Origin of the sequence: Mycobacterium sp. OAE908, from assembly GCF_017872775.1 — a bacterium.
GTDB lineage: Bacteria > Actinomycetota > Actinomycetes > Mycobacteriales > Mycobacteriaceae > Mycobacterium.
Genome location: NZ_JAGGJL010000001.1, coordinates 3,705,039 through 3,727,623 on the forward strand (window position 1 = coordinate 3,705,039; position 22,585 = coordinate 3,727,623).

A 22,585-nucleotide genomic window follows, 5' to 3' on the forward strand; every position below is an offset into this window, starting at 1 on the left:
TACCGTGAATCGACGCGCAAAGATCGTCTGCACGCTCGGGCCTGCCACATCCTCTGTTTCGCGACTCACTGAATTGATCGACGCCGGCATGGATGTGGCGCGGCTCAACTTCAGCCACGGCACACGGGCAGAGCATTCCGCTGTCTATGACACCGTGCGCCGGATCGCTGCCGAGCGCGGTCGCGCGGTAGGCGTGCTCGCCGACCTGCAGGGCCCGAAGATCCGGCTGGGCCGCTTCGCCGACGGGCCGGTGTTCTGGGCCGACGGCGAGCAGATCGTGATCACCACCGCGCCCTGTGCCGGCGACCACGACAGGGTGTCGACGACGTATGACGGCCTGGCTTCCGACGTCGGGCCTGGTGATCGGCTGCTCGTCAACGACGGCAAGATCGAACTGCGGGTGCTCGATGTGGATATCGACGACGTCCGCTGCGAGGTTGTCCATGGCGGGCCCGTCAGCGACAACAAGGGCATCTCACTGCCGGGTGTCGCGGTCAGCGTTCCGCCCCTGTCCGAGAAGGACATCGAGGATTTGAGGTTCGCACTCGAGCTTGGTGTCGACATGGTGGCCATGTCATTCGTCCGCGCTCCCGAGGAGGTCAAGCTCGCGCATGCGGTGATGGACGAGATGGGCAAGCGTGTTCCTGTCATGGTGAAACTCGAGAAACCGGAGGCGGTTTCGGACCTGAGTGCGATCGTCGACGCGTTCGACGGATTGATGGTTGCCCGCGGCGACCTCGGGATCGAGATGCCGTTGGAGCAGGTTCCGTTGGTTCAGAAGCGGGCGATCAGCCTGTGCCGGCAAGCGGCCAAGCCGGTGATCGTGGCGACTCATATGCTCGACTCGATGGTCGCCGATCTGCGTCCGACTCGGGCCGAGGTCTCCGACGTCGCCAACGCGGTTTTCGATGGTGCCGACGCGGTGATGCTGTCCGCAGAGACCAGCGTCGGCGCCTATCCCGCCCACACCGTCGAGACCATGGGTCGCATTGTGGTGACGGCCGAAGATGCACTGCGCCAACGCAATGTGGCCGAAGCCGTGCTGCGGGAAGACGAGGATGCCGGCATCAGCGATGCCGTGGCAGCAGCCGCCTGCGATCTGGGCAGGCGGATCGGGGCGGTGGCGCTGTGTTGTTTCACCCGTTCCGGCGACACGGCGATGCGGCTGGCTCGGCAGCGATCGCCCCTGCCGTTGATCGCCTTCACGCACAACGACGCTGTCAGGGCGCGGTTGGCGTTCTCCTGGGGCATTCAGTCTGCGGTGCTGGCGCCGTCAAGCACGCCCGAGACCATGCCCGCCGACGTGAGCCGGGGTCTGTCCGCCTTGGGTGTCTCCCATCCGGGCAGCCTCGTGGTCGTGGTGTCCGGAAGCCGCAGCGGGGTGGCCGGTTACACCGACCGGATGCGTGTACTTCGGATCGAATGACGAAGGGGTGGGGGCCGGTCAGGCCGGCCCCACCCGGCTTTCGAGTTCGGAGATCTTCGCGCGCAACTCGCGTTCTGCGTTACGTCGTTCGCTGACCTCACGCATGATCGCCGAGATGCCGACTATCTGGTCGGCGCCGTCGCGCAACAGCGCCACGCTGAACTCGATCGACAACCGTTGGCCGTCGCGATGGGTGGCGGGCACGCTCAACAGCTTGTCGCCGTAACGGGTGTAGCCGGTGGCCATCGTCTGGAAGTAGCCCTTCCAGTGCCGGTCGCGCAGCTTCTCCGGAATGATGATGTCGAGGTTCTGGCCGATCGCCTCTTCGACGGAGTAGCCGAACATTCGGGCGGCCCCTTCGTTCCACAGTCGGATGATCCCCGCCGGGTCGGTCACCACGATGGCCTCGGCTGACTCCTTCACGACCGCCGTGGCAAGCCATTCCTCGGTCACACCGGCCACGTTTGCGCCTTCAGTCACATCACACCCCGTTCCTTATCCGTCACTCGCTGGACATCCGCGCAGCGGAGCCCTAGCATACGCAATATCGAATACTGAATACAATCCTGCATGACGCCTGAAGGAGGACCTGTGCTGCTGCGCCAGCTGGAGTACTTCGTGGCCGTGGCCAGGGAGCGGCACTTCGCACGCGCGGCCGAGAGCTGTTACGTGTCGCAGCCTGCGCTGTCGACGTCGATCGCCAAGCTGGAACGGGAGCTGAGCGTCACCCTGATCAATCGTGGCCAGAACTTCGAGGGCCTGACGCCCGAGGGGGAGCGCCTCGTCGTTTGGGCCAAGCGCGTACTCGCCGAACACGATGCCCTCAAAGCGGAGGCGGCCGCGATGCGGTCAGGTATCTCCGCGACGCTGCGACTCGGGATAGGCCCCACCGTTTCGACGACGGCCGCGCTTCCCGTCGCGGCGTTCTGCGCGCTGCACCCGCTGGCCAGGGTCAAGGTCTGTTCGCGGCTCTCCTCAACCGAGTTGCTTCGTCAGCTGCGTGACTTCGAGTTGGACGTCGCCATTGCGCATTTCGGCCCCGATGACCAGTCAGGCCTCGAGGTGGTGCCGCTCTACGAAGAGCAGTACGTGTTGCTGGTATCGGGCGATCAGCTGGTGCCCGCCGAGCGAACCATCACGTGGGCCGAAGCGGCGCAGCTGCCGCTGGCGCTGCTGACGCCGGACATGCGGTTCCGCCAGTTCATCGACAAGGCGTTCGCCGACAGCGGTGCGACGGCGGCGCCACAAGTGGAGACCGATTCTGTCGCATCGCTTTACGCGCATGTCGCCACCGGCGCCTGGGCCAGCGTGGTGCCACACACCTGGTTGCGGGCGATGCCGGTGAACGGAGCGGCACGGGCCATTCGCCTCGTCGAACCGGATACCAGAGCGAAGATCTCGATGGCGATCCACGCGGGCACGCCGGGTTCGGTTGCCGCCAGGGCGTTTCTGAACGTCGCGATCGGAACACCGCTGAACGACATCTTTGAACTCCACGGAAAGGACCTCGTCCACGTCGCGTAATGACGCAATGCGCGGGCACTGTCGTGTCTCACGGTGATAACCGGCGGTTATCACGCGATCACAGACAAGTCTTGGACGCCGAAGGTCGCGACGCGGAAAGTTAACTCCAACAAAGCAATAAGCGCGAAACAGCCAGGAAGGGCTCACACCATGACCATTGCTTCCCTGCCGGACACGGAGGTAGACAGCACCCCAGATCCGCAAGGGCCAGGTGCTCTCACCGACGGGATCCACCTGGTGGTCGACGCGCTCAAGCTCAACGATGTGCACACCATCTACGGGGTCGTTGGCATCCCGATCACCGACCTGGCCCGCCTCGCGCAAGCCTCTGGGATCCGCTACATCGGCTTTCGTCACGAGAGCGACGCGGGCCACGCCGCCGCTGCGGCCGGCTTTCTCACCAAGAAGCCCGGCATCTGCCTGACGGTTTCGGCTCCTGGCTTCCTCAACGGGCTTGTCGCGCTTGCCAATGCGACCACGAACTGTTTCCCGATGGTGCAGATCTCCGGATCGAGCGAGCGCCACCTGGTCGACCTTCAGCGCGGTGACTACGAGGAGATGGACCAGCTGGCGGCGGCCAGGATGTTCGCCAAGGCGGCGTACCGAGTATCGCGCGCCGAGGACGTCGGCCGCGGCATCGCCCGCGCGATCCGCACCGCGGCCTCCGGTCGTCCCGGCGGGGTTTACCTGGACATCCCAGCCGCCGTGCTCGGCGAGGTGATCGATGCGCAGGAGGCGGCCAAGACACTGTGGCGTGTCGTCAACCCTGCGCCGCGCCAGTTGCCGGAGACCGAGATGGTCGACTCCGCAATCGATCTGCTGGCGAATGCGAAGCGGCCGCTGATCGTGCTGGGCAAGGGCGCGGCCTACGCGCAGGCCGACGAGCAGATCCGCGAGTTCGTCGAGACGACCGGTGTGCCGTACCTGCCGATGTCGATGGCAAAGGGACTGCTGCCCGATGACCATCCGCAGTCGGCCGCCACCGCCCGCTCGCTGGCCCTGAAACGGGCCGACGTCGTGATGCTCGTCGGTGCCCGGCTGAACTGGCTGCTCGGACACGGCGATGCGCCGCAATGGAATCCGGATGCCAAGTTCATCCAGGTCGACATCGCGGCCAACGAGATGGACAGCAACCAACCGATCGCCGCACCCCTCGTCGGCGATGTCGGCTCGGTGATGGAGGCGCTTCTCGAGCGCGCGAAGCCCGGCCAGATCACGGTTCAGAACGAGTGGCGCGAAGAGCTCGAGGCCAAGTCGTCCGGGAACGTCGCAAAGATGGCGGGTCGGTTGGAAGCAGCGCTGACCGCACACCCGATGAAGTTCCTCGGCGCACTGCAGGCCATCCGCGACGTCCTGCACGACAACCCGCAAGCCTACGTCGTCAACGAGGGAGCCAACGCACTCGACCTGGCGCGCAACACCATTGGCATGCAGGTACCGCGGCACCGGCTGGATAGCGGGACGTGGGGTGTGATGGGTATCGGCATGGGCTACGCCATCGCCGCCGCGGTCGAGACCGGTCAGCCAGTCGTTGCGATCGAGGGCGACAGCGCATTCGGGTTCAGCGGAATGGAGCTGGAGGCGGTTTGCCGCTACAACCTGCCCATCGTCACCGTCATCTTGAACAACAGCGGTGTCTACCGCGGCGACGAGGCGTCAACCACGGCCGACCCCGCTCCGACGGTGCTGCAGGCCCGGCACGAGTACATGATCAAAGCCTTCGGCGGCAAGGGATATCAGGCCACCACACCCGCGGAGGTCGGCGCGGCGTTGCGCGAGGCCCTCGCCTCGGGCCGGCCTGCGCTCATCGACTGCGTCATCGACCCCTCCGACGGCACCGAGAGCGGCAATATCGCGCACCTCAATCCCAAGGGCATCACCGCAAAGCACTGAACACCGACACGATCAACAAACGAAAGGAAACGTGTCATGACCGATTTACCGCTCTCCGGGATCAAGGTGATCGACTTCACCGGGGTCCAGGCGGGCCCGGCGTGCACTCAGATGCTCGCCTGGTTCGGAGCCGACGTACTCAAGGTGGAGCGCACCAGCGGGGGCGACGTGACGCGTAATCAGTTGCGCGACATCCCCGATCTGGACGCGCTGTACTTCACCATGCTGAACAGCAACAAGCGCTCACTGGCGATCAACACGAAGTCACCCGAGGGCCTGGAGGTGATGGAGAAGCTGATCCGCGGGGCAGACGTACTGGTCGAGAACTTCGCGCCGGGCGCCATGGACCGCATGGGCCTTTCGTGGGAGAAGATCCAGGAATGGAACCCGCGGCTGATCTTCGGCTCGGTCAAGGGATTCAACGACGACTCGTCCTGGAACGACCTGAAGGTCTACGAGAATGTCGCGCAGTGCGCAGGCGGCAACGCCTCCACCACCGGATTCTGGGATGGTCCGCCGACGGTGGCCGGCGCCGCTCTCGGCGACAGCAACACCGGAATGCACCTGCTGATCGGCATCCTCACGGCGCTGATCCAGCGGGACAAGACCGGCAAGGGGCAAAAGGTCTCGGCCGCAATGCAGGACGCGGTGCTGAATCTGTGCCGGGTCAAGCTGCGTGACCAGCAGCGCCTGGAACGCGTCGGCTATCTGGAGGAATACCCGCAGTGGCCGAACGGCGAGTTCGGTGAGGCCGTTCCGCGTGGCGGCAACGCCGGCGGCGGCGGTCAGCCCGGCTGGGTGGTCAAGTGCAAGGGCTGGGAGACCGACCCCAACGCTTACATCTACTTCACCATCCAGGAGCAGAACTGGAAGCGCACCGCCGAGGCGATCGGCAGGCCCGAGTGGGTGGACGACCCCGGCTATGCCACCGCGCGTGCCCGCCAAGACAAGATCTTCGACATCTTCGCCGAGATCGAGAAGTGGCTGGCCGACAAGACGAAGTGGGAGGCAGTCGACATCCTGCGCGAGTGGGAAGTGCCCTGTGCGCCGGTCATGTCGATGAAGGACCTCGCTGACGACAAGGATCTGCGCAAGAGCGGCAGCATCGTCGAGGTGGAGCAGCCGGGCCGGGGTACTTACCTGACCGTCGGCAGCCCGATCAAGTTCTCGGCATTCAAGCCCGACATCAAGGGCGCACCGCTGCTCGGTGAGCACACCGACGAGGTTCTCGCCGAACTCGGCTATGACGCGGACACCATCGCCGCCTGGCACGACAAGAAGATCGTCGTCTAACCCGCCCGCCCGGTGAGAACCGCCCCAGTTCCCCCCTGGGGCGGTTCCACCCTTTTCCTTCCTTTGGGAGTCGAGGCATGAGTACAGCGCTTGTCCGAGATATCGTTGCCACCCATCGAGGGCAGCGCGGGTCCCTGCTCCCCATCCTGCACGCGGTACAGGAGACGCTGGGTTATGTTCCGCCCGAAGCGATTCCGGTGCTCGCCGAGGAGCTCAATCTGTCCCGTGCGGACGTGCACGGAGTGGTGTCCTTCTACCACGACTTCCGCTCGGCACCGGCAGGCCGCACCACGGTGCGCATCTGTCGTGGGGAGGCGTGCCAGTCGGTCGGTGCGGAGCGACTGGTGAACCATGTGCAAGAAGCGTGCGGCATGTCCTTGGGTGAGACAAGCCGCGACGGGTCACTGACTGTCGAGCAGGTCTTCTGCCTTGGCAACTGTGCGCTCGGGCCCGCCGCGCAAGTGAATGGCAGGCTGCGCGGCCGGCTCGATGAGGCGCGGTTGTCGGCGATACTCGACGAGGCGGCCGCGCAATGATGACACCGGTCACCGTGTATGTGCCGAGGGATTCTGCGGCGCGGTCGGTCGGCGCTGACGACGTCGCCGACGCAATTGTGAGTGCCGCGGCACGGTATGGTCGCTCGATTCGGTTGGTGCGCAACGGCTCTCGCGGCATGCTGTGGCTGGAGCCCCTGGTTGAGGTGGCGACACCCGACGGGCGCATCGGCTATGGCCCGGTGGCTTCGCGCGACGTCGACGACCTCGTGGCGGCCGGCATGTTGGACGGAGCGGCGCACCCGCAGCGGTTGGGCGTTGTCGACGAATTGCCGTGGCTCGCCGCGCAGAATCGGGTCACCTTCACCAGGGTGGGCGTCACCGATCCGCTGTCGCCCGACGACTACCTGCGTCACGGCGGGCTGGTCGGACTGGTTCGCGCACTGGAGAATTCACCTGCCGACGTCGTCGCCGAGGTCGCAGAATCCGGTCTACGCGGCCGGGGCGGTGCGGGCTTTCCGGCGGGCATCAAATGGAAGACAGTGCTTGACTGCGCCGACGAACTGAAGTTCGTCTGCTGCAACGCCGATGAAGGCGACAGCGGGACTTTCGCCGACCGGATGTTGATGGAAGGTGATCCGTTTCTGCTCATCGAGGGCATGACGATCGCCGCCTACGCCGTCGGCGCCACCGAGGGCTACATCTACATCAGGTCCGAATACCCCGACGCGATCGCGACAATGCGCGCCGCCATCGAGATCGCCTACGGACGAGGATGGCTGGGCGACAGCGTGCTCGGTTCGTCGCTCAACTTCGATCTTCATGTGCGGGTGGGCGGCGGCGCCTACATCTGCGGCGAGGAGACCTCGATGCTGGAAAGCCTCGAGGGCAAGCGCGGGATGGTCCGCGCGAAGCCGCCGATTCCGGCGATCCACGGCCTGTTCGGCAAGCCGACGGTGGTGAACAACGTCCTCACGCTTGCCACCGTGCCGACGGTTCTTGCGCACGGCGCGCAGGCGTATCAAGAACTCGGCGTTGAACGTTCGCGCGGCACACAGGTGTTTCAGCTCGGCGGCAACATCAAACACGGCGGCATCGTCGAGACCGCTTTCGGGATCACGCTCGGTGAACTCGTGGACGGCTACGGCGGCGGCACCCGATCCGGTCGGCCTGTGCGCGCGGTCCAGGTCGGGGGGCCGCTCGGGGCCTATCTGCCGAGAACAAAGTTCGAGTTACCCATGGACTACGAGGCATTCGCAGCGGCCAACGCGATGGTCGGCCACGGCGGCATCGTGGTGTTCGACGAAACCGTCGACATGGCGGCGCAGGCCAGGTTTGCGATGGAGTTCTGCGCGGCGGAGTCGTGCGGCAAGTGCACACCGTGCCGCGTTGGAGCGGTGCGCGGCGTCGAGGTGATCGACCGCATCACCTCCGGCGAACACCGCGACGAAAACCTGGCGCTGCTCGAAGACCTGTGCGATGTGATGACCGAGGGTTCGTTGTGCGCGATGGGCGGGCTCACCCCGATGCCGGTGCGCAGTGCGATCGTCAATTTCCCAGACGACTTCCATGCCAGGCAGCCGATTGCGAGGACGGAAGGTACGACATGAGTCTGCTCAAGGAACCCGACTTCGGCACTCCGGCCAAAGAGGGCGAGGCGACGCTCTCGCTCGAAGTGGACGGGCTGCCCGTCGCGGTTCCCGAGGGCACGTCGATCATGCGCGCGGCGGCGCTCGCGGGCGTCGACGTCCCGAAGCTGTGTGCCACCGATCGGCTCGACGCGTTCGGTTCGTGCCGGCTCTGCTTGGTGGAGATCGACGGTCGCCGTGGCACCCCGGCTTCGTGCACCACGCCGGTGGCCGAGGGCATGGTCGTGCGGACGCAGACACCGAAACTCGCGAAGCTGCGCGAGAACGTCATGGAGCTCTATATCAGCGACCACCCGCTGGACTGCCTTACGTGCGCCGCCAACGGCGACTGCGAATTGCAGGACATGGCAGGCACTGTCGGGCTGCGGCAGGTCAGGTATGGCTATGAGGGCGAGAACCACTTCGACGCTGTCAAGGACCAAAGCAACCCCTACTTCGACTTCGATCCGTCGAAATGCATTGTGTGCTCACGCTGTGTGCGCGCCTGCGACGAGATTCAGGGCACGTTCGCGCTGACCATCGAGGGCCGCGGCTTCGACTCGAAAGTCTCACCGGGCGCGGGCGAGTTGTTCATGGACTCCGAATGCGTGTCCTGCGGCGCGTGTGTGCAGGCCTGCCCGACGGCCACGCTGCAGGAGCGTTCGGTGATCGAACTGGGCATGCCCTCGCGCTCGGTCATCACCACGTGCGCCTACTGCGGCGTCGGGTGTTCGTTCAAGGCTGAGCTGCGCGGTGACGAACTGGTTCGCATGGTGCCCCACAAGGACGGCGGCGCCAATGAGGGTCACTCATGTGTGAAGGGCCGCTTCGCCTTCGGCTACGCCACCCATCCGGACCGCAAACTCAAGCCGATGGTCCGCGACACCATCACCGAGCCGTGGCGCGAGGTCGAGTGGGACGAGGCGATCGACACCGTCGCGCGCCGAATGCTCGACATCACGCGACGGCACGGCGCAGGCGCGATCGGTGCGATCACCTCATCGCGGTGCACGAACGAAGAGGTCTACGTCGTCCAGAAGATGGTGCGTGCCGCGTTCGGCAACAACAACGTCGACACCTGCGCGCGGGTGTGCCATTCGCCGACTGGTTATGGATTGAAGCAGACTTTTGGTGAATCGGCTGGCACGCAGGACTTCCGGTCCGTCGCGCAAGCCGATGTGATCATGGTGATCGGCGCCAATCCCACTGACGGGCATCCCGTGTTCGCGTCGAGGATGAAGCAGCGGATACGACAGGGCGCAAAGCTGATCGTCGTCGACCCGCGTCGCATCGACCTCGTGCGCTCGCCGCACGTGGAAGCCGATCACCACTTGCAGTTGGCGCCGGGCACGAACGTGGCGGTGGTCAACGCGATCGCGCATGTGGTGGTCACCGAAGGCCTTGTGGACCAATCGTTCGTCGCGGACCGCTGCGAGGGATTCGCCGAGTGGGCGGAGTTCATCGCTCGCCCCGAGAACAGCCCGGAGGCCGTGCAGCCGATCACGGGCGTGCCCGCCTCCGAGGTTCGGGCCGCCGCGCGCCTCTACGCGCAGGCGCCGAACGGTGCCATCTACTACGGCCTCGGCGTGACCGAACACAGCCAGGGTTCGACGATGGTAATGGGCATGGCGAACCTGGCGATGGCGTGCGGGAACATCGGTCGTGACGGCGTCGGTGTGAACCCACTGCGCGGCCAGAACAACGTGCAGGGCTCCTGCGACATGGGCTCGTTCCCGCATGAACTACCCGGCTATCGGCATGTATCGGACGACGCGGTGCGCGGCATCTTCGAAAACCTCTGGGGAACAGCGCTTCTACCCGAGCCTGGGCTGCGCATCCCGAACATGTTCGACGCCGCGATCGAGGGCACGTTCCGGGGGCTGTTCGTCCACGGCGAGGACATTGCCCAGTCGGACCCGAACGTCGGCCACGTCACCGCCGCGCTGGCCGCGATGGAACTGGTGGTCGTGCAGGACCTGTTCCTCAACGAGACCGCGAAGTTCGCGCACGTGTTTCTGCCAGGGGCATCGTTTTTGGAGAAGGACGGCACGTTCACCAACGCGGAGCGGCGGATCAACCGGGTTCGCGCGGTGATGAAACCGAAGAACGGCATGCACGAGTGGGACATCGTGTGCAGGGTCGCGACTGCGATGGGCTACCCAATGCACTATGACCACCCGAGCCAGATCATGGATGAGATCGCCGCTCTGACACCGACGTTCGCCGGGGTGTCGTTCGACGGCTCGACGAGCTGGGCAGCATCCAATGGCCCTGCGACGACGAGACCCCGCAGGGCACGCCGATCATGCACATCGACGAGTTCACCAGAGGCAAAGGCAGGTTCGTGCCGACCCCGTTCGTGCCCACCGACGAGCGCAGCACCCGCCGCTTCCCGTTGATCCTCACGACGGGTCGCATCCTGTCCCAGTACAACGTCGGAGCGCAGACCCGCCGGACGGCCAATATCGCCTGGCACCAGGAGGATCTGCTGGAGATCCACCCCCACGACGCCGAGGACCGCGGAATCACCGACGGTGACGAGGTCACCTTGGCCAGCCGCGTCGGCACGACGAAGTTACGCGCGAAGATCTCAGACCGGATGCCGACCGGCGTCGTCTACACGACGTTCCACTACCCGGTCACGGGAGCGAACGTCGTCACCACCGAAAACTCGGACTGGGCCACGAACTGCCCCGAATACAAGGTGACGGCTGTGCAGGTCGCCCTGGCGCATCCCGTGATCAGAGAACAAGAACTGGATGGCGTGCTGACTGCGGAATTGGTGGATTGATATGGGGCTCAATGCTCCTGCTGAGATCAGGATGATCAACAATATCGCTGCGCACTTCGGCTACCTGCACACCGACCAGGCTGCGACCGCGGTCGCAGACCACATCAGACGGTTCTGGGACCCGCGGATGAAGCAACGGCTGCTGCTGCTCGTCGCCTCGGACACAACGGATCTCGATCCGGTTTCGGTGGCCGCAGCGGGGCTGCTGCGCTAGCGGCGCCGCCCGGCTTAAATCGCTTCTAGCTTGGCCGCCTGCTCGTTGAAGAGCTTCACCAGGGTGTCGGTGTCGGTGGGCGACATGTCTGCGGCCGGGCGCTGGATGAAGTTCGCAGAAATGTAAAGACCACGGCAATAGCCCATGATGTCGGCGCCGGTAGCTCCCCGAGTGGCCACGCGCGTTGCGACGGCCCAGTCCGGCAGTCCCTGTGCGGGTAGCGGCGAGTACGTAGCGGTGACGCCTTCGTGCTCGATACTCGCGCATCTGCTCAGCAGGCTCTTGAGGTCCGGCCGCTCTCGCGGAACCGAGATCGACAGCAAATAACCTCCATGGTCGGCGTTCAGAGCTTCGCCGGTCGCGCTCACCGTCGCCCACTTCACGTCTCCGGATTGCGTGTCGGCTGGGCCGCTGAAGATCGGACCGCATTCGGACGGATAAACCGGCGGGTTCGGGCCTGTGTCGTTACGTATGCTGGGTCCGGCGAACCGCATCGGGAGGTTTGCGGGGACGGCCGACCGATCGACGAACATTGAGTTGGTCACCTGTGTGAGATCTGCTTTGTGTGGTGTCTCGTCGCTGCTCGGCGCCGCGGACTCGGGGATTGCCGACGAGCACGAAACCGTCATCACTGCCAAGCACGCAGCCGCGGTCAACACCAGCGGCCGGTGCACGTGGGCGCGCACCGACGCAGTTGCTCTTGCCCGTAAGGCGACGACTCGGTGCATCCTCCGGTCCTCCTGGCCCTGTCATGCACAGGATTTCACAAGAAGTGCTGTTTCACGCGGACATTCGAGGTGAAGTGCCGCTGAGCGTAGTTTCTTCACTCAGGCGCGGAGTCCGCCTATTCCCTCGTGGTCGACGTCTCGCCAGAAGTCGTGGTCGTACTGGGTGTCGGGAATCTGGATGAGTTGCCTCGATGCCACGGGCCGGGCGAGCCCTCTGGTCGCCTCCAGCTCTTCGACGTCGATCTCCAACCGGTGTATGCCGTTCAGAATACGACGGGTTGCCCGGCAGTCGCCATACGTCGCGGCAAGCCCTGTCACTGATCCCCGCAGGTCGTCGATCAGCCGCTGCAGCTCGTCTACTTTTAGCGCCAGGGACATTGGATCTCCTTGTGATGATTAGTAATTCGGGCCTACCGCGGTAACCGGGCAATGAGATGCCCGGGCTGACGCAGCAGTCGCGTGGTGACAGCTGCGCAGAGGCCGATGAGCCCTGCGGTGACGAACACATGCATCAGTGCAGGGGAGGACACCACGAACGCAGGCAGTCCGATCCCGATGAGACCGCCAAATAGCTTGGCGCTGTAGACAACTCCGAAATTTCGCACAGCGTTGCGCTCGCCGAAATAGTCGGCCACCAGGCTTGCCAGCAGCGGATAGAACGCGCCGCCTGCCAACCCGCTGAGCCCGGCGAACGTCACGAAAGCCTCGGCCTGATGAACAGAGGCCGAGTACACCAGGCCCAGCTGTGCGCACCCCGCCAGCAGCAGTGCAACGCTGAGCGTCTGCCGTCGTCCGAAGCGGTCGGAGATGCGACACGCGATCGCGCGCCCGCCGCCACTGACGACGGCGAGCAGCCCGACGGCCGACGCAGCCACCACCGGTCCGAATCCGTTGGAAACGGCGATGGTTGGGACGTATGCCACGGCTAGCAGAAAGGTGGCGGCGGCGAACACCATGATGAGGTACATCACCACGAACGGGGTCGTCCGCACGGCCTGTCCCGGCGCGTATTGCCGAGCCGCGGGGGCATTGCTGCACAGACTGCGATTGATTCGCTTGTCGATGGCCCACAAACGGGGGTCGACGTCGGGCGGCCACCAGCCCTGCGGGGGATCGCGAAAGAAGATGCCGCACAACGCCACCACGGCCAAGACGACGACAGCCACACCGGTGAAGAGGTCGCCATGGTTGGCGGGAGTCAGACCGCTAGCGAACAGGATGATGAACGGCACGGCGCCGTAGCCGAATGCGCCAGTGGCGAAACCGATTCGCAGGCCCCGCGCTTCGGGATACCACTTCGCGACCGTTGAGCTGCACGTCGCGTACACGATGCCTGCGCCACTGCCGCACAGCGCGGAGTAGCCGAGCACAGCCAGGCCGAAGCTATCGCTGTAGGCGAGTGTCAGCGGTCCGGCGGCGCACAGCACCGCGCCGACAAGCATCGCGCGCGACGGGTGCACAGCCGCGTGATGACGCAGTGCGGCGGTCAGGGCAGCCGCGCCGGCCTGGAACATCACCCAGAGTGCGAGCACCCAGAACGCGGCGGCACCGGACGGTTGCAGTGCGATGGCAGCGACGCTGTAGCCGTACTGCAGCACGCTGATCCCTGCCATGGCCGCCGCGGGGAGCCAGAACATCCAGGCACGGGAGCGCCCCATGATGTCCTGTGGTCGTTCCCCGACCCGGTAGGAGCGTCCGTGCATATCCCGAACCTCGGCGACTGCGACTCCGCGTGCGCTGCTGGTCATGCCGGCCTCCACGGGATATTATTGCATACAGTATGCGACTAGCATAACTATGACGTGGATCACTTGTCCACCCTTTTGGGAGAGGCTCGGCATGGGACGCGTAACCAGCAGATATCGAGTCGTTCGACTGGCCGACGGAGTCGCCAGCGCCCGTCCGGACTCCCTCGCTGCGGAGGAACCGCTGGAAATTCGCGTCGCAGGCCGCCCCCTCACGGTCACGATGCGAACCCCTGGCAACGACTTCGACCTCGCCCGCGGTTTTTTGGTCAGCGAGGGAGTCGTTTCGGCCCCCTCCGAGATCGCCGGGATCCGGTATTGCGCGGGCGCCACGGCCGACGGTGTCAACACCTACAACGTGCTCGACGTGCTGCTGGCCGACGGCGTGCCACCGCCTGACGTGTCCGTGGAGCGCAACTTTTACACGACGTCATCGTGCGGCTTGTGCGGCAAGGCCAGCCTCGAGGCAGTGCGCACGATCAGCAGGTGGCACGTCGACCGAGATCCGTTGCAGCTCAACCCCGCAACGATTGCCGCCCTGCCGGACAAACTCAGGGCTGCACAGCGTGTCTTCGACCGCACGGGCGGATTGCATGCGGCCGGACTCTTCGATGCGACAGGGGACCTGTGGTGCGTGCGAGAAGACGTCGGCAGGCACAACGCGGTGGACAAGGTCGTCGGATGGGCACTCGATCAGGGCCACCTGCCGCTGACGGGCACCACCCTGATGGTCAGTGGCAGAGCCTCATTCGAGTTGGTGCAGAAGGCGGTGATGGCCGGAATCCCTGCGCTGACAGCTGTATCCGCGCCGTCATCTCTTGCGGTCGATCTGGCAAGGGAGATGGGCCTTACGCTGATCGGTTTTCTGCGCGGCTCATCGATGAATGTCTATGCCGGCGCCGAGCGGATCCAGTCGGAGCAGCTACTCGGACTCTGACTTGGTCTGCCGCTGGTCGTGGTAGACCTTCCGCGTGTGCTCCGTGTGGTTTTGCATGATGCTGCTCGCCAGATCGGCGTCACCGGCCGCGATGGCCTTGATCAGTTCGGCATGTTCGGTCCACGCACCCTGACCGCGCGGCTGTGCGATCGGCAGGTAATACCAGTGCCACCGCCGTTCGACTAGTCCAATGTGCCTGGCCAGCACCGAGTTTCCCGCTATCTCGGTGATCGCCTCATGTAGGTTCACGTTCGCGGTCACCAGCGCTTCGGAGTCGTTGGCGGCCAACGCGTTGAGGCCGTCCTGCTGCAACTCCCACAGCCGGTTGACGTCTTCGGCGGTGGCGTTTTCCGCCGCCAGGCGGGCCGAGTACGTCTCGAGCACGGTGCGGACACCGAGCAGCTGATCCACCTCGTCTTCGGACGGTGTGTGGACGAACGCGCCCTGCGCAGGCCGAAGGTCGATCCACCCGTCGGTCTGCAACCGCTGCAGTGCTTCGCGTACCGGCTGCCGACTCACGCCCAGATACTCGGCAAGTTCGTTCTCGACCAGATGCTGGCCGCGCTGCAGTGTGCCCTGCACGATCAGGTCCACGATCGCGTCGTAGACGGCCTGGCGCAGGGGAGCGGGGCGCTGCACGCGGCGTGAGGCGCCGTCGGTCAGCGTAGGCGCGCGCTTACGGGGACTCGGGGTGGGAAGTGACATCGCGCATTCCTCCGCTATCTGTGGCTGCGGACAACAGAGTACCGGCTTTCGTATGCAATAAACCGCCATTGCCGCAACACTGTGGTGGTCGTACCCCGTCGGTCAGCAACGCAACACCCCGGGTGTGAGGCCCTGAGCAGGCCTTCTCATCACCCGGGGTGCTGTGCGCCGAAGCCGATTAATCGACTACGAGGACCTTGGCCTCGACCTGCGTCGGATCGGATGACCGCGTCGGTGTTGGCTCATTGAGCTTGGGCTGACGCAGCAGAATCGACAGGAAGGCGCAGGCGATGCCGACCGAACCGGCGATTCCGAATGCGGCGCCGTAACCCCACGTATCCACGACGACCGCACCCAAACCGGCGCCGACCAGACCCGACACCAGCTTCGAGCTGTAGACCAGGCCGTAGTTGGTGGCGTTGTTGTTCTCCCCGAAGTAGTCGGCCGTCATCGCCGCGAACAACGGGAAGATCGCGCCACCGCCGAAGCCGGACACCATCGACGCCAACAGGAACAGCGGCATGCTGCCAATCGACCCGGAGAAGTACACCGCGAACTGGGCCAGGCCCAGCACCACGCACACGATGATGAGCGTGTCTCTGCGGCCGACCCGGTCGGAGATCCAGCCGATCACGCCGCGGCCGGTGCCGTTGACGATCGCCTTGAAGCTCATCGCGAGCGCGACGATGCCGCCAGCGAAACCCATCTCCTTGCCGAACGGCACCTGCATTGCGATGCCGAAGATGTTGATGCCCGCGGTGCACAGCAGCACGAACCACATCAGCGGCAGGATGCCGGTCTTGATGGCTTCCTTCGGGGTGTACTGCTTGACCGCTGGTGGGTTCTTCCGCAGTGCGCGGCGAATCTTGGGGTCGTCGTTGACTTTCAGCGGGTCGACGTGCGGCGGCCACCAGTTCTTCGGGGGGTCGATGAAGAAGAAACCGCAGAGCGCGACGACGGCCGCCAGGAAGATGCCGACCGCTAGCAGGATGCCCTCGTAGTTCTCCAGGTCCATGTAGTTGGTGAACAAGAAGATGAAGGGCACTGAGCCGTAGGCGAAGCCGCCGTTGACGAAGCCCGTCTTGCCGCCCTTGCGTTCCGGATACCACTTGCCCACCATGTTGATGCACGTGGCGTAGACGAAGCCGGCGCCGCCGCCGCCGAACAACCCGAAGCCGAGGTAGGCAAGGAGGACGTGCGGGGCGTAGGCCAGCGACAGGTATCCGAGGAACGCCCCGCCCGCACCGAGCAACATCGCGGAACGAGCCGACAGCTTGCCGCTCTCCCGCATTTGACCGACGGGGAATGCCACCGCGGCCTGGAACATCACCCATACACCCAGCAACCAGAAGATATGGGCGCCGTGCCAACCGTGGGCCTCCGACAGCGTGTCGTCGGCTGAGGTGAATGCATATTCGGATGAGCTGATGGCCATCATCGAGATCCACGGGAGCCACACCATCCAGGCCCGGGACCGTCCCAGGATGTCGCGGTCGGTCTCGCCGACTCGATACACCCGGCCGTTATCGTCGACTACCTCGCGGTATGCCGGCTGAGCTGACGCGTTCATGCCTGTCGAATCTCCTTTTCGTCTCTGTATACTGCCGACTGTCTGCTTTTTTGGTGGCGGAATCGTTAGATGACTCCCTTCGCCTTCAGCGCGGAGAGCTGGTCGCCAAGCCCGAGCTCGTCGCCGTAGATGTGTGCGTTGTGCTCGCCCAGCAAAGGGGAGCGTTCGACGTCGACAGGGGAGTCGGACAGCTTGATCGGGCAGCCGACCGTGGTGAACTCGCCGCGCTCGGGGTGATCCACCCGCACGACCATGTCGTTGGCTGCCAACGAGGCGTCGTCGATGATTTCCTTGGTGGAAAGGATTGGGCCGCAGGGGATGTTGTGCTCGGTCAGCTGCGCGAGCGCCTGCCACTTGCCGAGGCCCATCGTCCACTCCTCGATGAGCTGGAACATCTTGTCCAACTTGTTCAGTCGCGCCTGCGGCGTGCTCCACTCGGGATCGGTGACCAGCTCGGGCCTGCCGATCAGGTGCGCGATCGGCTCCCAGCCCACCGGCTGCACGACCACGTAGATGTAGTCGTTGGGCCCGCCGGGTGCGCATTTCACCGCCCAACCCGGTTGGCCGCCACCCGAGGCGTTGCCCGATCTCGGCACGCAGTCTCCGAAATCCTCATTGGGGTATTCACCGAGCGGTCCGTGCTGCAACCGTTGGTGGTCGCGCAGCTTGACCCGGCACAGGTTCAGCACCGCATGTTGCATTGCGACGGTCACGCGCTGCCCGCGACCCGTGTGCTCGCGCTGGTACAGCGCGGCGAGAATGCCGGCCACCGTGTGGATGCCGGTGCCGGAGTCGCCGATCTGCGCGCCGGTGGCCAGTGGTGGTCCGTCTTCGAAGCCGGTTGTGCTCATCGATCCGCCCATCGCCTGCGCGATGACTTCGTACGCCTTGTAATGCGTATACGGGCCGTCACCAAAACCCTTGATGGAGGCGAAGATCAGCCGAGGGTTGATGCGCTGCAATTCCTCCCACCCGAAGCCCATGCGCTCGATGGCGCCAGGGCCGAAGTTCTCGGCGAGGATGTCGAACCGGGGGAGCAGATCGGTGAAGATGCGCTTGCCCTCTTGGGACTTCATGTTCAGCGTGATGCTGCGCTTATTGCAGTTGAGCATCGTGAAGTAGAGGCTGTCGGCGCCCGGGATGTCGCGCAGCTGCTTGCGTGTCACGTCGCCGGCGGGTGCCTCGAGCTTTACGACGTCCGCGCCCAGCCAGGCCAGGATCTGGGTGCACGACGGCCCTGACTGGACATGCGTCATATCCAGGACGCGCACGCCTTCGAGTGCCTTACCCAAGACAGTCCCCTTATTGGTGGACGTGTGGTTAGCGACCCCGGCAACCGCACAGGCTGCGCAGTTTTGCGCGCCGAAGTCGGACCACACGTTGATCAGTGACCGCTTGCCGGACCCGGCACAGCTCGCTGCTATCGAATGGTTTGTGAAGGCAGTCACTCGCTGTGTCAGAAAGTAACCGACATCACACGGCGTACGGTATACCTCATACAATCTGGACGCAAGCCCCTAGTTTCCTGTCAATCGGCTGACGTCTCTTCAATTGCCCGCCACGGCCGCCTACGATGCCGCAGCATTGCGCGCATCTCCGTCTGCACGACACCGCTATCGGGAATCGCCAGTTGCAGGGATCGGGTCGTCGGATCCGAAAACGTAATGCGTTGCGGCACAGGCTTTTTGCGTGAGAAAGCCATCGGACAATCCGGCCGGCGCCGCGCCATTTTGGCTCCCCGCACCTGGGCTGGACGCGCGACGAAATTCGTCTGCCGCTGGGTGTCAACGGGACATGGTTTTCATCCCTGACAGAGAAGTCTGTGAGAACTGACGGATCGCTGGACAACGCCGTGTTGCGTACACCACACTGTTGTCTACCTCATACGGTATGCAATCTTGTGACGAGCTTCTCCGCACGAGGAGGCAACCGGCTCGAGTGAAGGAAGAGTGCACATGGTTCAGGTCCCCTCAGCCAGCGAGACGGGCATCGTGGAATCCGGTCCGCCGACAGGTAAGGCTCTTTCCGGCGTTCGGGTGCTCGACATGACGCACGTGCAGTCGGGTCCCTCGGCCACCCAGTTGCTCGCATGGCTGGGCGCCGATGTCATCAAGCTCGAGGCGCCCGGCACCGGCGACGTCACCCGCACCCAGCTGCGCGATGTGCCCGACGCGGACAGCCTGTACTTCACGATGCTCAACTGCAATAAGCGCAGCATCACGCTGAACATGAAGTCCCAAGAGGGCAAGCGGATCTTCACCGATCTGGTGTCGCGTGTCGACATCCTCGTGGAGAACTTCGGACCCGGCGTCGTCGACCGGTTCGGCTTTTCGTGGGAGCGGCTGCGCGACATCAACCCGCGGCTGATCTATGCGTCCATCAAGGGGTTCGGTCCGGGGAAGTACTTCGACTTCAAGGCCTACGAAGTCATCGCGCAGGCGATGGGCGGCTCGATGGCCACCACCGGTTTCGAGGACGGTCCGCCCGTGGCAACAGGGGCGCAGATCGGTGACTCGGGCACCGGAATCCATCTGGTGTCAGGGATTTTGGCCGCGCTGTACCAGCGCACGAACACCGGTCGCGGACAGCGTGTCGAGGTCGCCATGCAGGAGGCGGTGCTCAATCTCTGCCGTGTCAAGCTTCGGGATCAGCAACGGCTCGCTGCGGGCCCGCTTCGCGAGTATCCCAACCAGCACTTCGGCGACGAGGTCCCGCGGTCGGGCAACGCCTCGGGCGGAGGCCAACCCGGGTGGGCGGTCAAGACCAAGGGCGGGGGCCCCAACGACTACATCTACGTGATCGTGCAGCCGGTGGGCTGGGCGCCGCTCGCGGAACTGATCGGCAGACCCGACCTCGCCGATCACCCTGATTGGGCGCGGCCGGAGGACCGGCTTCCGAAGCTGGACAAGGTTTTCGCGCTGATCGAAGACTGGTCGGAGCGGCACACCAAATGGGAGGCGTTGGAAGCACTCAACGTGCTGAACATCCCGTGTGGTCCGGTGCTCTCGACTCGGGAGCTGATCGAGGACGAGACGCTGACCGAACTCGGAGCCATCGTCACTGTCGAACATCCTGAGCGCGGCGCCTTCAAGACGGTCGGCTCTCCGCTGCGGCTGTCTGATTCCCCGGTCGACATCGTCCGCTCGCCGCTGCTCGGTGAGCACACCGAAGAGATCTGCACTGAGCTCGGCTATTCGCCTGAGCAGCTCGAGCTGTTCAGAAGTGCCGGCGTCATCTGAGCAATGCGCGCTGCGAGGAAAGGACAGAACAGTATTGGGATAGACCGGGCGGCGCGTGCCGCACGAAAGCCGCAACAGCGGTGAGCGATTGCTTCACGTGGGCTGGCACCCGGGTGAAGCGAGTCTTCATCAATTCGTAGAAAGAGATTCAAGCATGTCGTCAACTTTCGCAAGTTATCGGGAGGTCATCGACGCGAACGGGCGGGTTTACCGGGTCGGCGAAACCGACCGTGAACTGCTCGGTAGATCGCGGTCGTGGATGATCTGGTTGCCGTGGATGGCCATGATGGCAGTGAGCGTGTACGAGTACGGCTACGGTGCCGCCGCGAAATCGATTCGGGAAGCCCATCATTGGAGCCAGCCGCAGACGTTCTGGCTGCTGTCGATCTGGGCGTTCTTCCAGGCCGGCATTGCCTTCCCGGCAGGCAAGTTGCGGGAGAAGGGCATTCTGTCGCCCCGTGCGGCGATGCTGATCGGCGCGGTCCTTTCGGCGCTCGGATTCGCCAGCATCACCCAGGGCAACCTGATGCTCGCCTACGCCGGCTTCGCGGTATGCGGCGGCATCGGCGCGGGCCTGGTTTATGCGACGTGCATCAACCTGGTCGGCAAGTGGTACCCGGAACGACGAGGCGGGAAGACGGGCTTCGTCAACGGTGGATTCGCTTATGGTGCAGTGCCGTTCATCTTCATCTTCAGCTACGCGTTGCATCCCAACACCTACGTGTGGGTGCTCGACCTGGTGGCCGCCTACATGCTGATCGTGTGCGCCGCATGTGGCTGGTTGTTCCGTGACCCGCCCAAGAACTGGTGGCCTTCCGACGTCGACCCGGTGAAGTGGGCGGACAGCAAGAGCGGCGCGGCGAGCCTGAAGAAGAACCCGCCTGCTGCGCGGCAATACACCCCGATGGAGGCGATCAAGACCGGGATGTTGCCGCTGATGTGGCTTTCGCTCGGAATCAGCGCCGGTGTCTCGCTTTTCGGCATCAGCTACATGGTGCCGTTCGCCAAGGACCTCGGGTTCGGCCCGCTGATCGCGGCGTCGTCTGCTGGTGTGTTGTCTGTCATCAACGGTACGGGACGAACGGTGACGGGCTGGCTGTCCGACAAGTTCGGGCGCAAGCAGACTCTGCTCGTAGTGTTGCTCATCGAGGCCCTGTCGTTGGTGGGCTTGCTGTATGCGGGCAAGGCCGAGAGCGAAATCGCATTCCTCGGCTTCGCGTTCCTCGTCGGCTTCGGCGGCGGCGCGTTCTATCCGATGTTCGCCTCGCTCACGCCTGACTACTTCGGCGAGAACAACAACGCCAGCAACTACGGCCTGGTCTACAGCTCCAAGCTGGTTGGCTCGATCGTGGGAATTGGCGTGGGCGCCAGCGTAATCGACTCGTGGGGCTACGCCGGTGCTTACTGGCTTGCCGCGACGAGTGCGCTGGTGTCAGCGGCGATCGCGGCCTTCCTCCGGCAGCCCGGGCGCACCCGAGTATCGGCGCAGTCAAGCGCATCCGTCGCGGAGAGGTCGCCAACGCCGGCGTTGGCCGACTGACGGAGTGCCGAGGCGGCCAAGGGTGAACGGCTAGTTCCCCTTGGCCGCCTTCTGGCGCCGCTGTTCCTGATAAATCTCCCTGGTGCGCTCGGTGTGCAGTCGCATCAGGGTGCAGGCGCGTGCCGCGTCTCGATTGGCGATCGCTTCGATCAACTCGGCATGCTCCTCCCAGGCGGCTTTCGAACGCACCTGGGCAATGGGCAGGTAATACCACCGCACCCGGTGCTCGACCGAAGCCCTGAGGTCGGCGAGAACCTTGTTGGCCGACATCGTCACGATATGGGTGTGTAGCGACGCGTTCGCCGAGACGAGGACCTCCTCATCGTCCACGGCCAGCGCTTCCTCACCGATGCGTTGAAGCTCGTGCAGGTGCTCGATCTGTTCGGGCGTCGCGTGCTCGGCTGCCAGCCGTGCTGACTCGGCCTCCAAAAGGCTGCGTGCGGCGAGCAGTTGGTCTGCTTCGGACTCGGTGGGGATGTGGACGAACGCGCCGAGCGCAGGGCGCAGGTCCACCCAGCCTTCGGTATGCATGCGCTGCAACGCTTCTCGAACAGGTTGCCTGCTGACTCCGAGCGCATCGGCCAGATCCTTTTCGACCAGATGCTGACCTGGCTGCAACTCGCGAGTGATGATCATCTCGACGAGGGCCTCGAAGACAGCCTCGCGCAGCGGTGCGGGACGCTCGACAACCGGCGTCCTTTTCCGCGCCGGGCCGCCATCGAGGGCGGCGGTCGGTGCTAGCGGGTGGACCATTGGGCCGCCTTTCTAGTCGCGGCAGGGTGTTAACAGCATACAGTCGTCAGGATCCAATCCACGCAAGGTTGCTGGGGTGGACACAGGTCCCCGATAATTTCGCTA

General features: G+C 64.6%; 18 protein-coding genes and 1 pseudogene. 11 read left to right on the forward strand and 8 right to left on the reverse strand.

Going from position 1 to position 22,585, the window contains the following annotated elements; all coding sequences use genetic code 11:
* Positions 1-4: 4 nt before the first annotated feature.
* Positions 5-1,426 carry a pyruvate kinase gene (pyk, locus tag J3E61_RS18245; RefSeq protein ID WP_192721621.1) on the forward strand — a complete coding sequence of 474 codons (1,422 nt, stop codon included), beginning with the start codon at positions 5-7 and terminating at the stop codon, positions 1,424-1,426.
* A gap of 18 nt (positions 1,427-1,444) precedes the next feature.
* On the opposite strand, the gene J3E61_RS18250 is transcribed toward pyk, so the two are convergent.
* Positions 1,445-1,906, reverse strand: coding sequence for a PAS domain S-box protein (locus tag J3E61_RS18250; protein ID WP_192721620.1), 462 nt, complete (start codon positions 1,904-1,906; stop codon positions 1,445-1,447).
* A 111-nt stretch (positions 1,907-2,017) separates the two neighbouring features.
* Here J3E61_RS18250 and J3E61_RS18255 point away from each other — a divergent pair, with 111 nt between their 5' ends.
* The 7 genes and pseudogenes from J3E61_RS18255 (at position 2,018) to J3E61_RS18285 (ending at position 11,263) form a co-directional block, all read left to right on the forward strand.
* On the forward strand, positions 2,018-2,950 hold the full coding sequence (locus J3E61_RS18255) for a LysR family transcriptional regulator (RefSeq protein ID WP_192722430.1): 933 nt from the start codon (positions 2,018-2,020) through the stop codon (positions 2,948-2,950).
* A gap of 165 nt (positions 2,951-3,115) precedes the next feature.
* Entirely contained in the window at positions 3,116-4,843 is a 1,728-nt protein-coding gene (oxc, locus tag J3E61_RS18260) for an oxalyl-CoA decarboxylase (protein WP_210085610.1), read from the forward strand.
* 36 nt (positions 4,844-4,879) lie between these two features.
* A complete protein-coding gene (gene frc, locus J3E61_RS18265) occupies positions 4,880-6,136 on the forward strand; it encodes a formyl-CoA transferase (protein ID WP_192721618.1) in 1,257 nt (418 codons plus the stop codon).
* Between the two features lie 77 nt (positions 6,137-6,213).
* Positions 6,214-6,672: a formate dehydrogenase subunit gamma gene (locus tag J3E61_RS18270; RefSeq protein WP_210084488.1), complete on the forward strand. Its 459-nt coding sequence runs from the start codon at positions 6,214-6,216 to the stop codon at positions 6,670-6,672.
* On the forward strand, positions 6,669-8,240 hold the full coding sequence (locus J3E61_RS18275) for an NADH-quinone oxidoreductase subunit NuoF (protein WP_210084489.1): 1,572 nt from the start codon (positions 6,669-6,671) through the stop codon (positions 8,238-8,240). Before J3E61_RS18270 ends, J3E61_RS18275 begins: the two co-directional genes overlap by 4 nt.
* A pseudogene (gene fdhF / locus J3E61_RS18280) lies at positions 8,237-11,049 on the forward strand (formate dehydrogenase subunit alpha). Before J3E61_RS18275 ends, fdhF begins: the two are co-directional and overlap by 4 nt.
* A 1-nt stretch (position 11,050) precedes the next feature.
* On the forward strand, positions 11,051-11,263 hold the full coding sequence (locus J3E61_RS18285) for a formate dehydrogenase subunit delta (RefSeq protein WP_192721614.1): 213 nt from the start codon (positions 11,051-11,053) through the stop codon (positions 11,261-11,263).
* Between the two features lie 14 nt (positions 11,264-11,277).
* Here the strand turns inward: J3E61_RS18285 and J3E61_RS18290 are convergent, their stop codons facing one another.
* The 3 genes from J3E61_RS18290 to J3E61_RS18300 form a co-directional block, all read right to left on the reverse strand.
* Positions 11,278-11,991, reverse strand: a complete 714-nt coding sequence (locus J3E61_RS18290; RefSeq protein WP_210084490.1) for a hypothetical protein — start codon at positions 11,989-11,991, stop codon at positions 11,278-11,280.
* A gap of 99 nt (positions 11,992-12,090) precedes the next feature.
* Positions 12,091-12,369, reverse strand: coding sequence for a hypothetical protein (locus tag J3E61_RS18295; protein ID WP_192721612.1), 279 nt, complete (start codon positions 12,367-12,369; stop codon positions 12,091-12,093).
* A 32-nt stretch (positions 12,370-12,401) separates the two neighbouring features.
* Positions 12,402-13,739, reverse strand: a complete 1,338-nt coding sequence (locus J3E61_RS18300; RefSeq protein WP_210084491.1) for an OFA family MFS transporter — start codon at positions 13,737-13,739, stop codon at positions 12,402-12,404.
* A 91-nt stretch (positions 13,740-13,830) separates the two neighbouring features.
* Here J3E61_RS18300 and fdhD point away from each other — a divergent pair, with 91 nt between their 5' ends.
* The gene (gene fdhD, locus J3E61_RS18305) at positions 13,831-14,673 is read left to right on the forward strand and encodes a formate dehydrogenase accessory sulfurtransferase FdhD (protein ID WP_210084492.1); all 843 of its coding nucleotides are present in this window, start codon (positions 13,831-13,833) and stop codon (positions 14,671-14,673) included.
* On the opposite strand, the gene J3E61_RS18310 is transcribed toward fdhD, so the two are convergent.
* The 3 genes from J3E61_RS18310 to frc (J3E61_RS18320) all read right to left on the reverse strand — a co-directional run bounded on the left by J3E61_RS18310 (position 14,659) and on the right by frc (J3E61_RS18320) (position 18,240).
* A complete protein-coding gene (locus J3E61_RS18310) occupies positions 14,659-15,378 on the reverse strand; it encodes a GntR family transcriptional regulator (protein WP_210084493.1) in 720 nt (239 codons plus the stop codon). The genes fdhD and J3E61_RS18310 overlap by 15 nt on opposite strands.
* Before the next feature lie 178 nt (positions 15,379-15,556).
* Complete coding sequence (locus tag J3E61_RS18315) at positions 15,557-16,948, reverse strand: MFS transporter (RefSeq protein WP_192721608.1); 1,392 nt, start codon at positions 16,946-16,948, stop codon at positions 15,557-15,559.
* A 65-nt stretch (positions 16,949-17,013) separates the two neighbouring features.
* Positions 17,014-18,240, reverse strand: a complete 1,227-nt coding sequence (gene frc, locus J3E61_RS18320) for a formyl-CoA transferase (RefSeq protein WP_192721607.1) — start codon at positions 18,238-18,240, stop codon at positions 17,014-17,016.
* 663 nt (positions 18,241-18,903) lie between these two features.
* Between frc (J3E61_RS18320) and frc (J3E61_RS18325) the strand changes: the two genes are divergently transcribed.
* Complete coding sequence (frc, locus tag J3E61_RS18325) at positions 18,904-20,187, forward strand: formyl-CoA transferase (RefSeq protein WP_210084494.1); 1,284 nt, start codon at positions 18,904-18,906, stop codon at positions 20,185-20,187.
* Positions 20,188-20,341: 154 nt separating this feature from the next.
* Positions 20,342-21,727 carry an MFS transporter gene (locus J3E61_RS18330; RefSeq protein WP_192721605.1) on the forward strand — a complete coding sequence of 462 codons (1,386 nt, stop codon included), beginning with the start codon at positions 20,342-20,344 and terminating at the stop codon, positions 21,725-21,727.
* A gap of 30 nt (positions 21,728-21,757) precedes the next feature.
* On the opposite strand, the gene J3E61_RS18335 is transcribed toward J3E61_RS18330, so the two are convergent.
* Complete coding sequence (locus tag J3E61_RS18335) at positions 21,758-22,480, reverse strand: GntR family transcriptional regulator (RefSeq protein ID WP_210084495.1); 723 nt, start codon at positions 22,478-22,480, stop codon at positions 21,758-21,760.
* Positions 22,481-22,585: the final 105 nt, after the last annotated feature.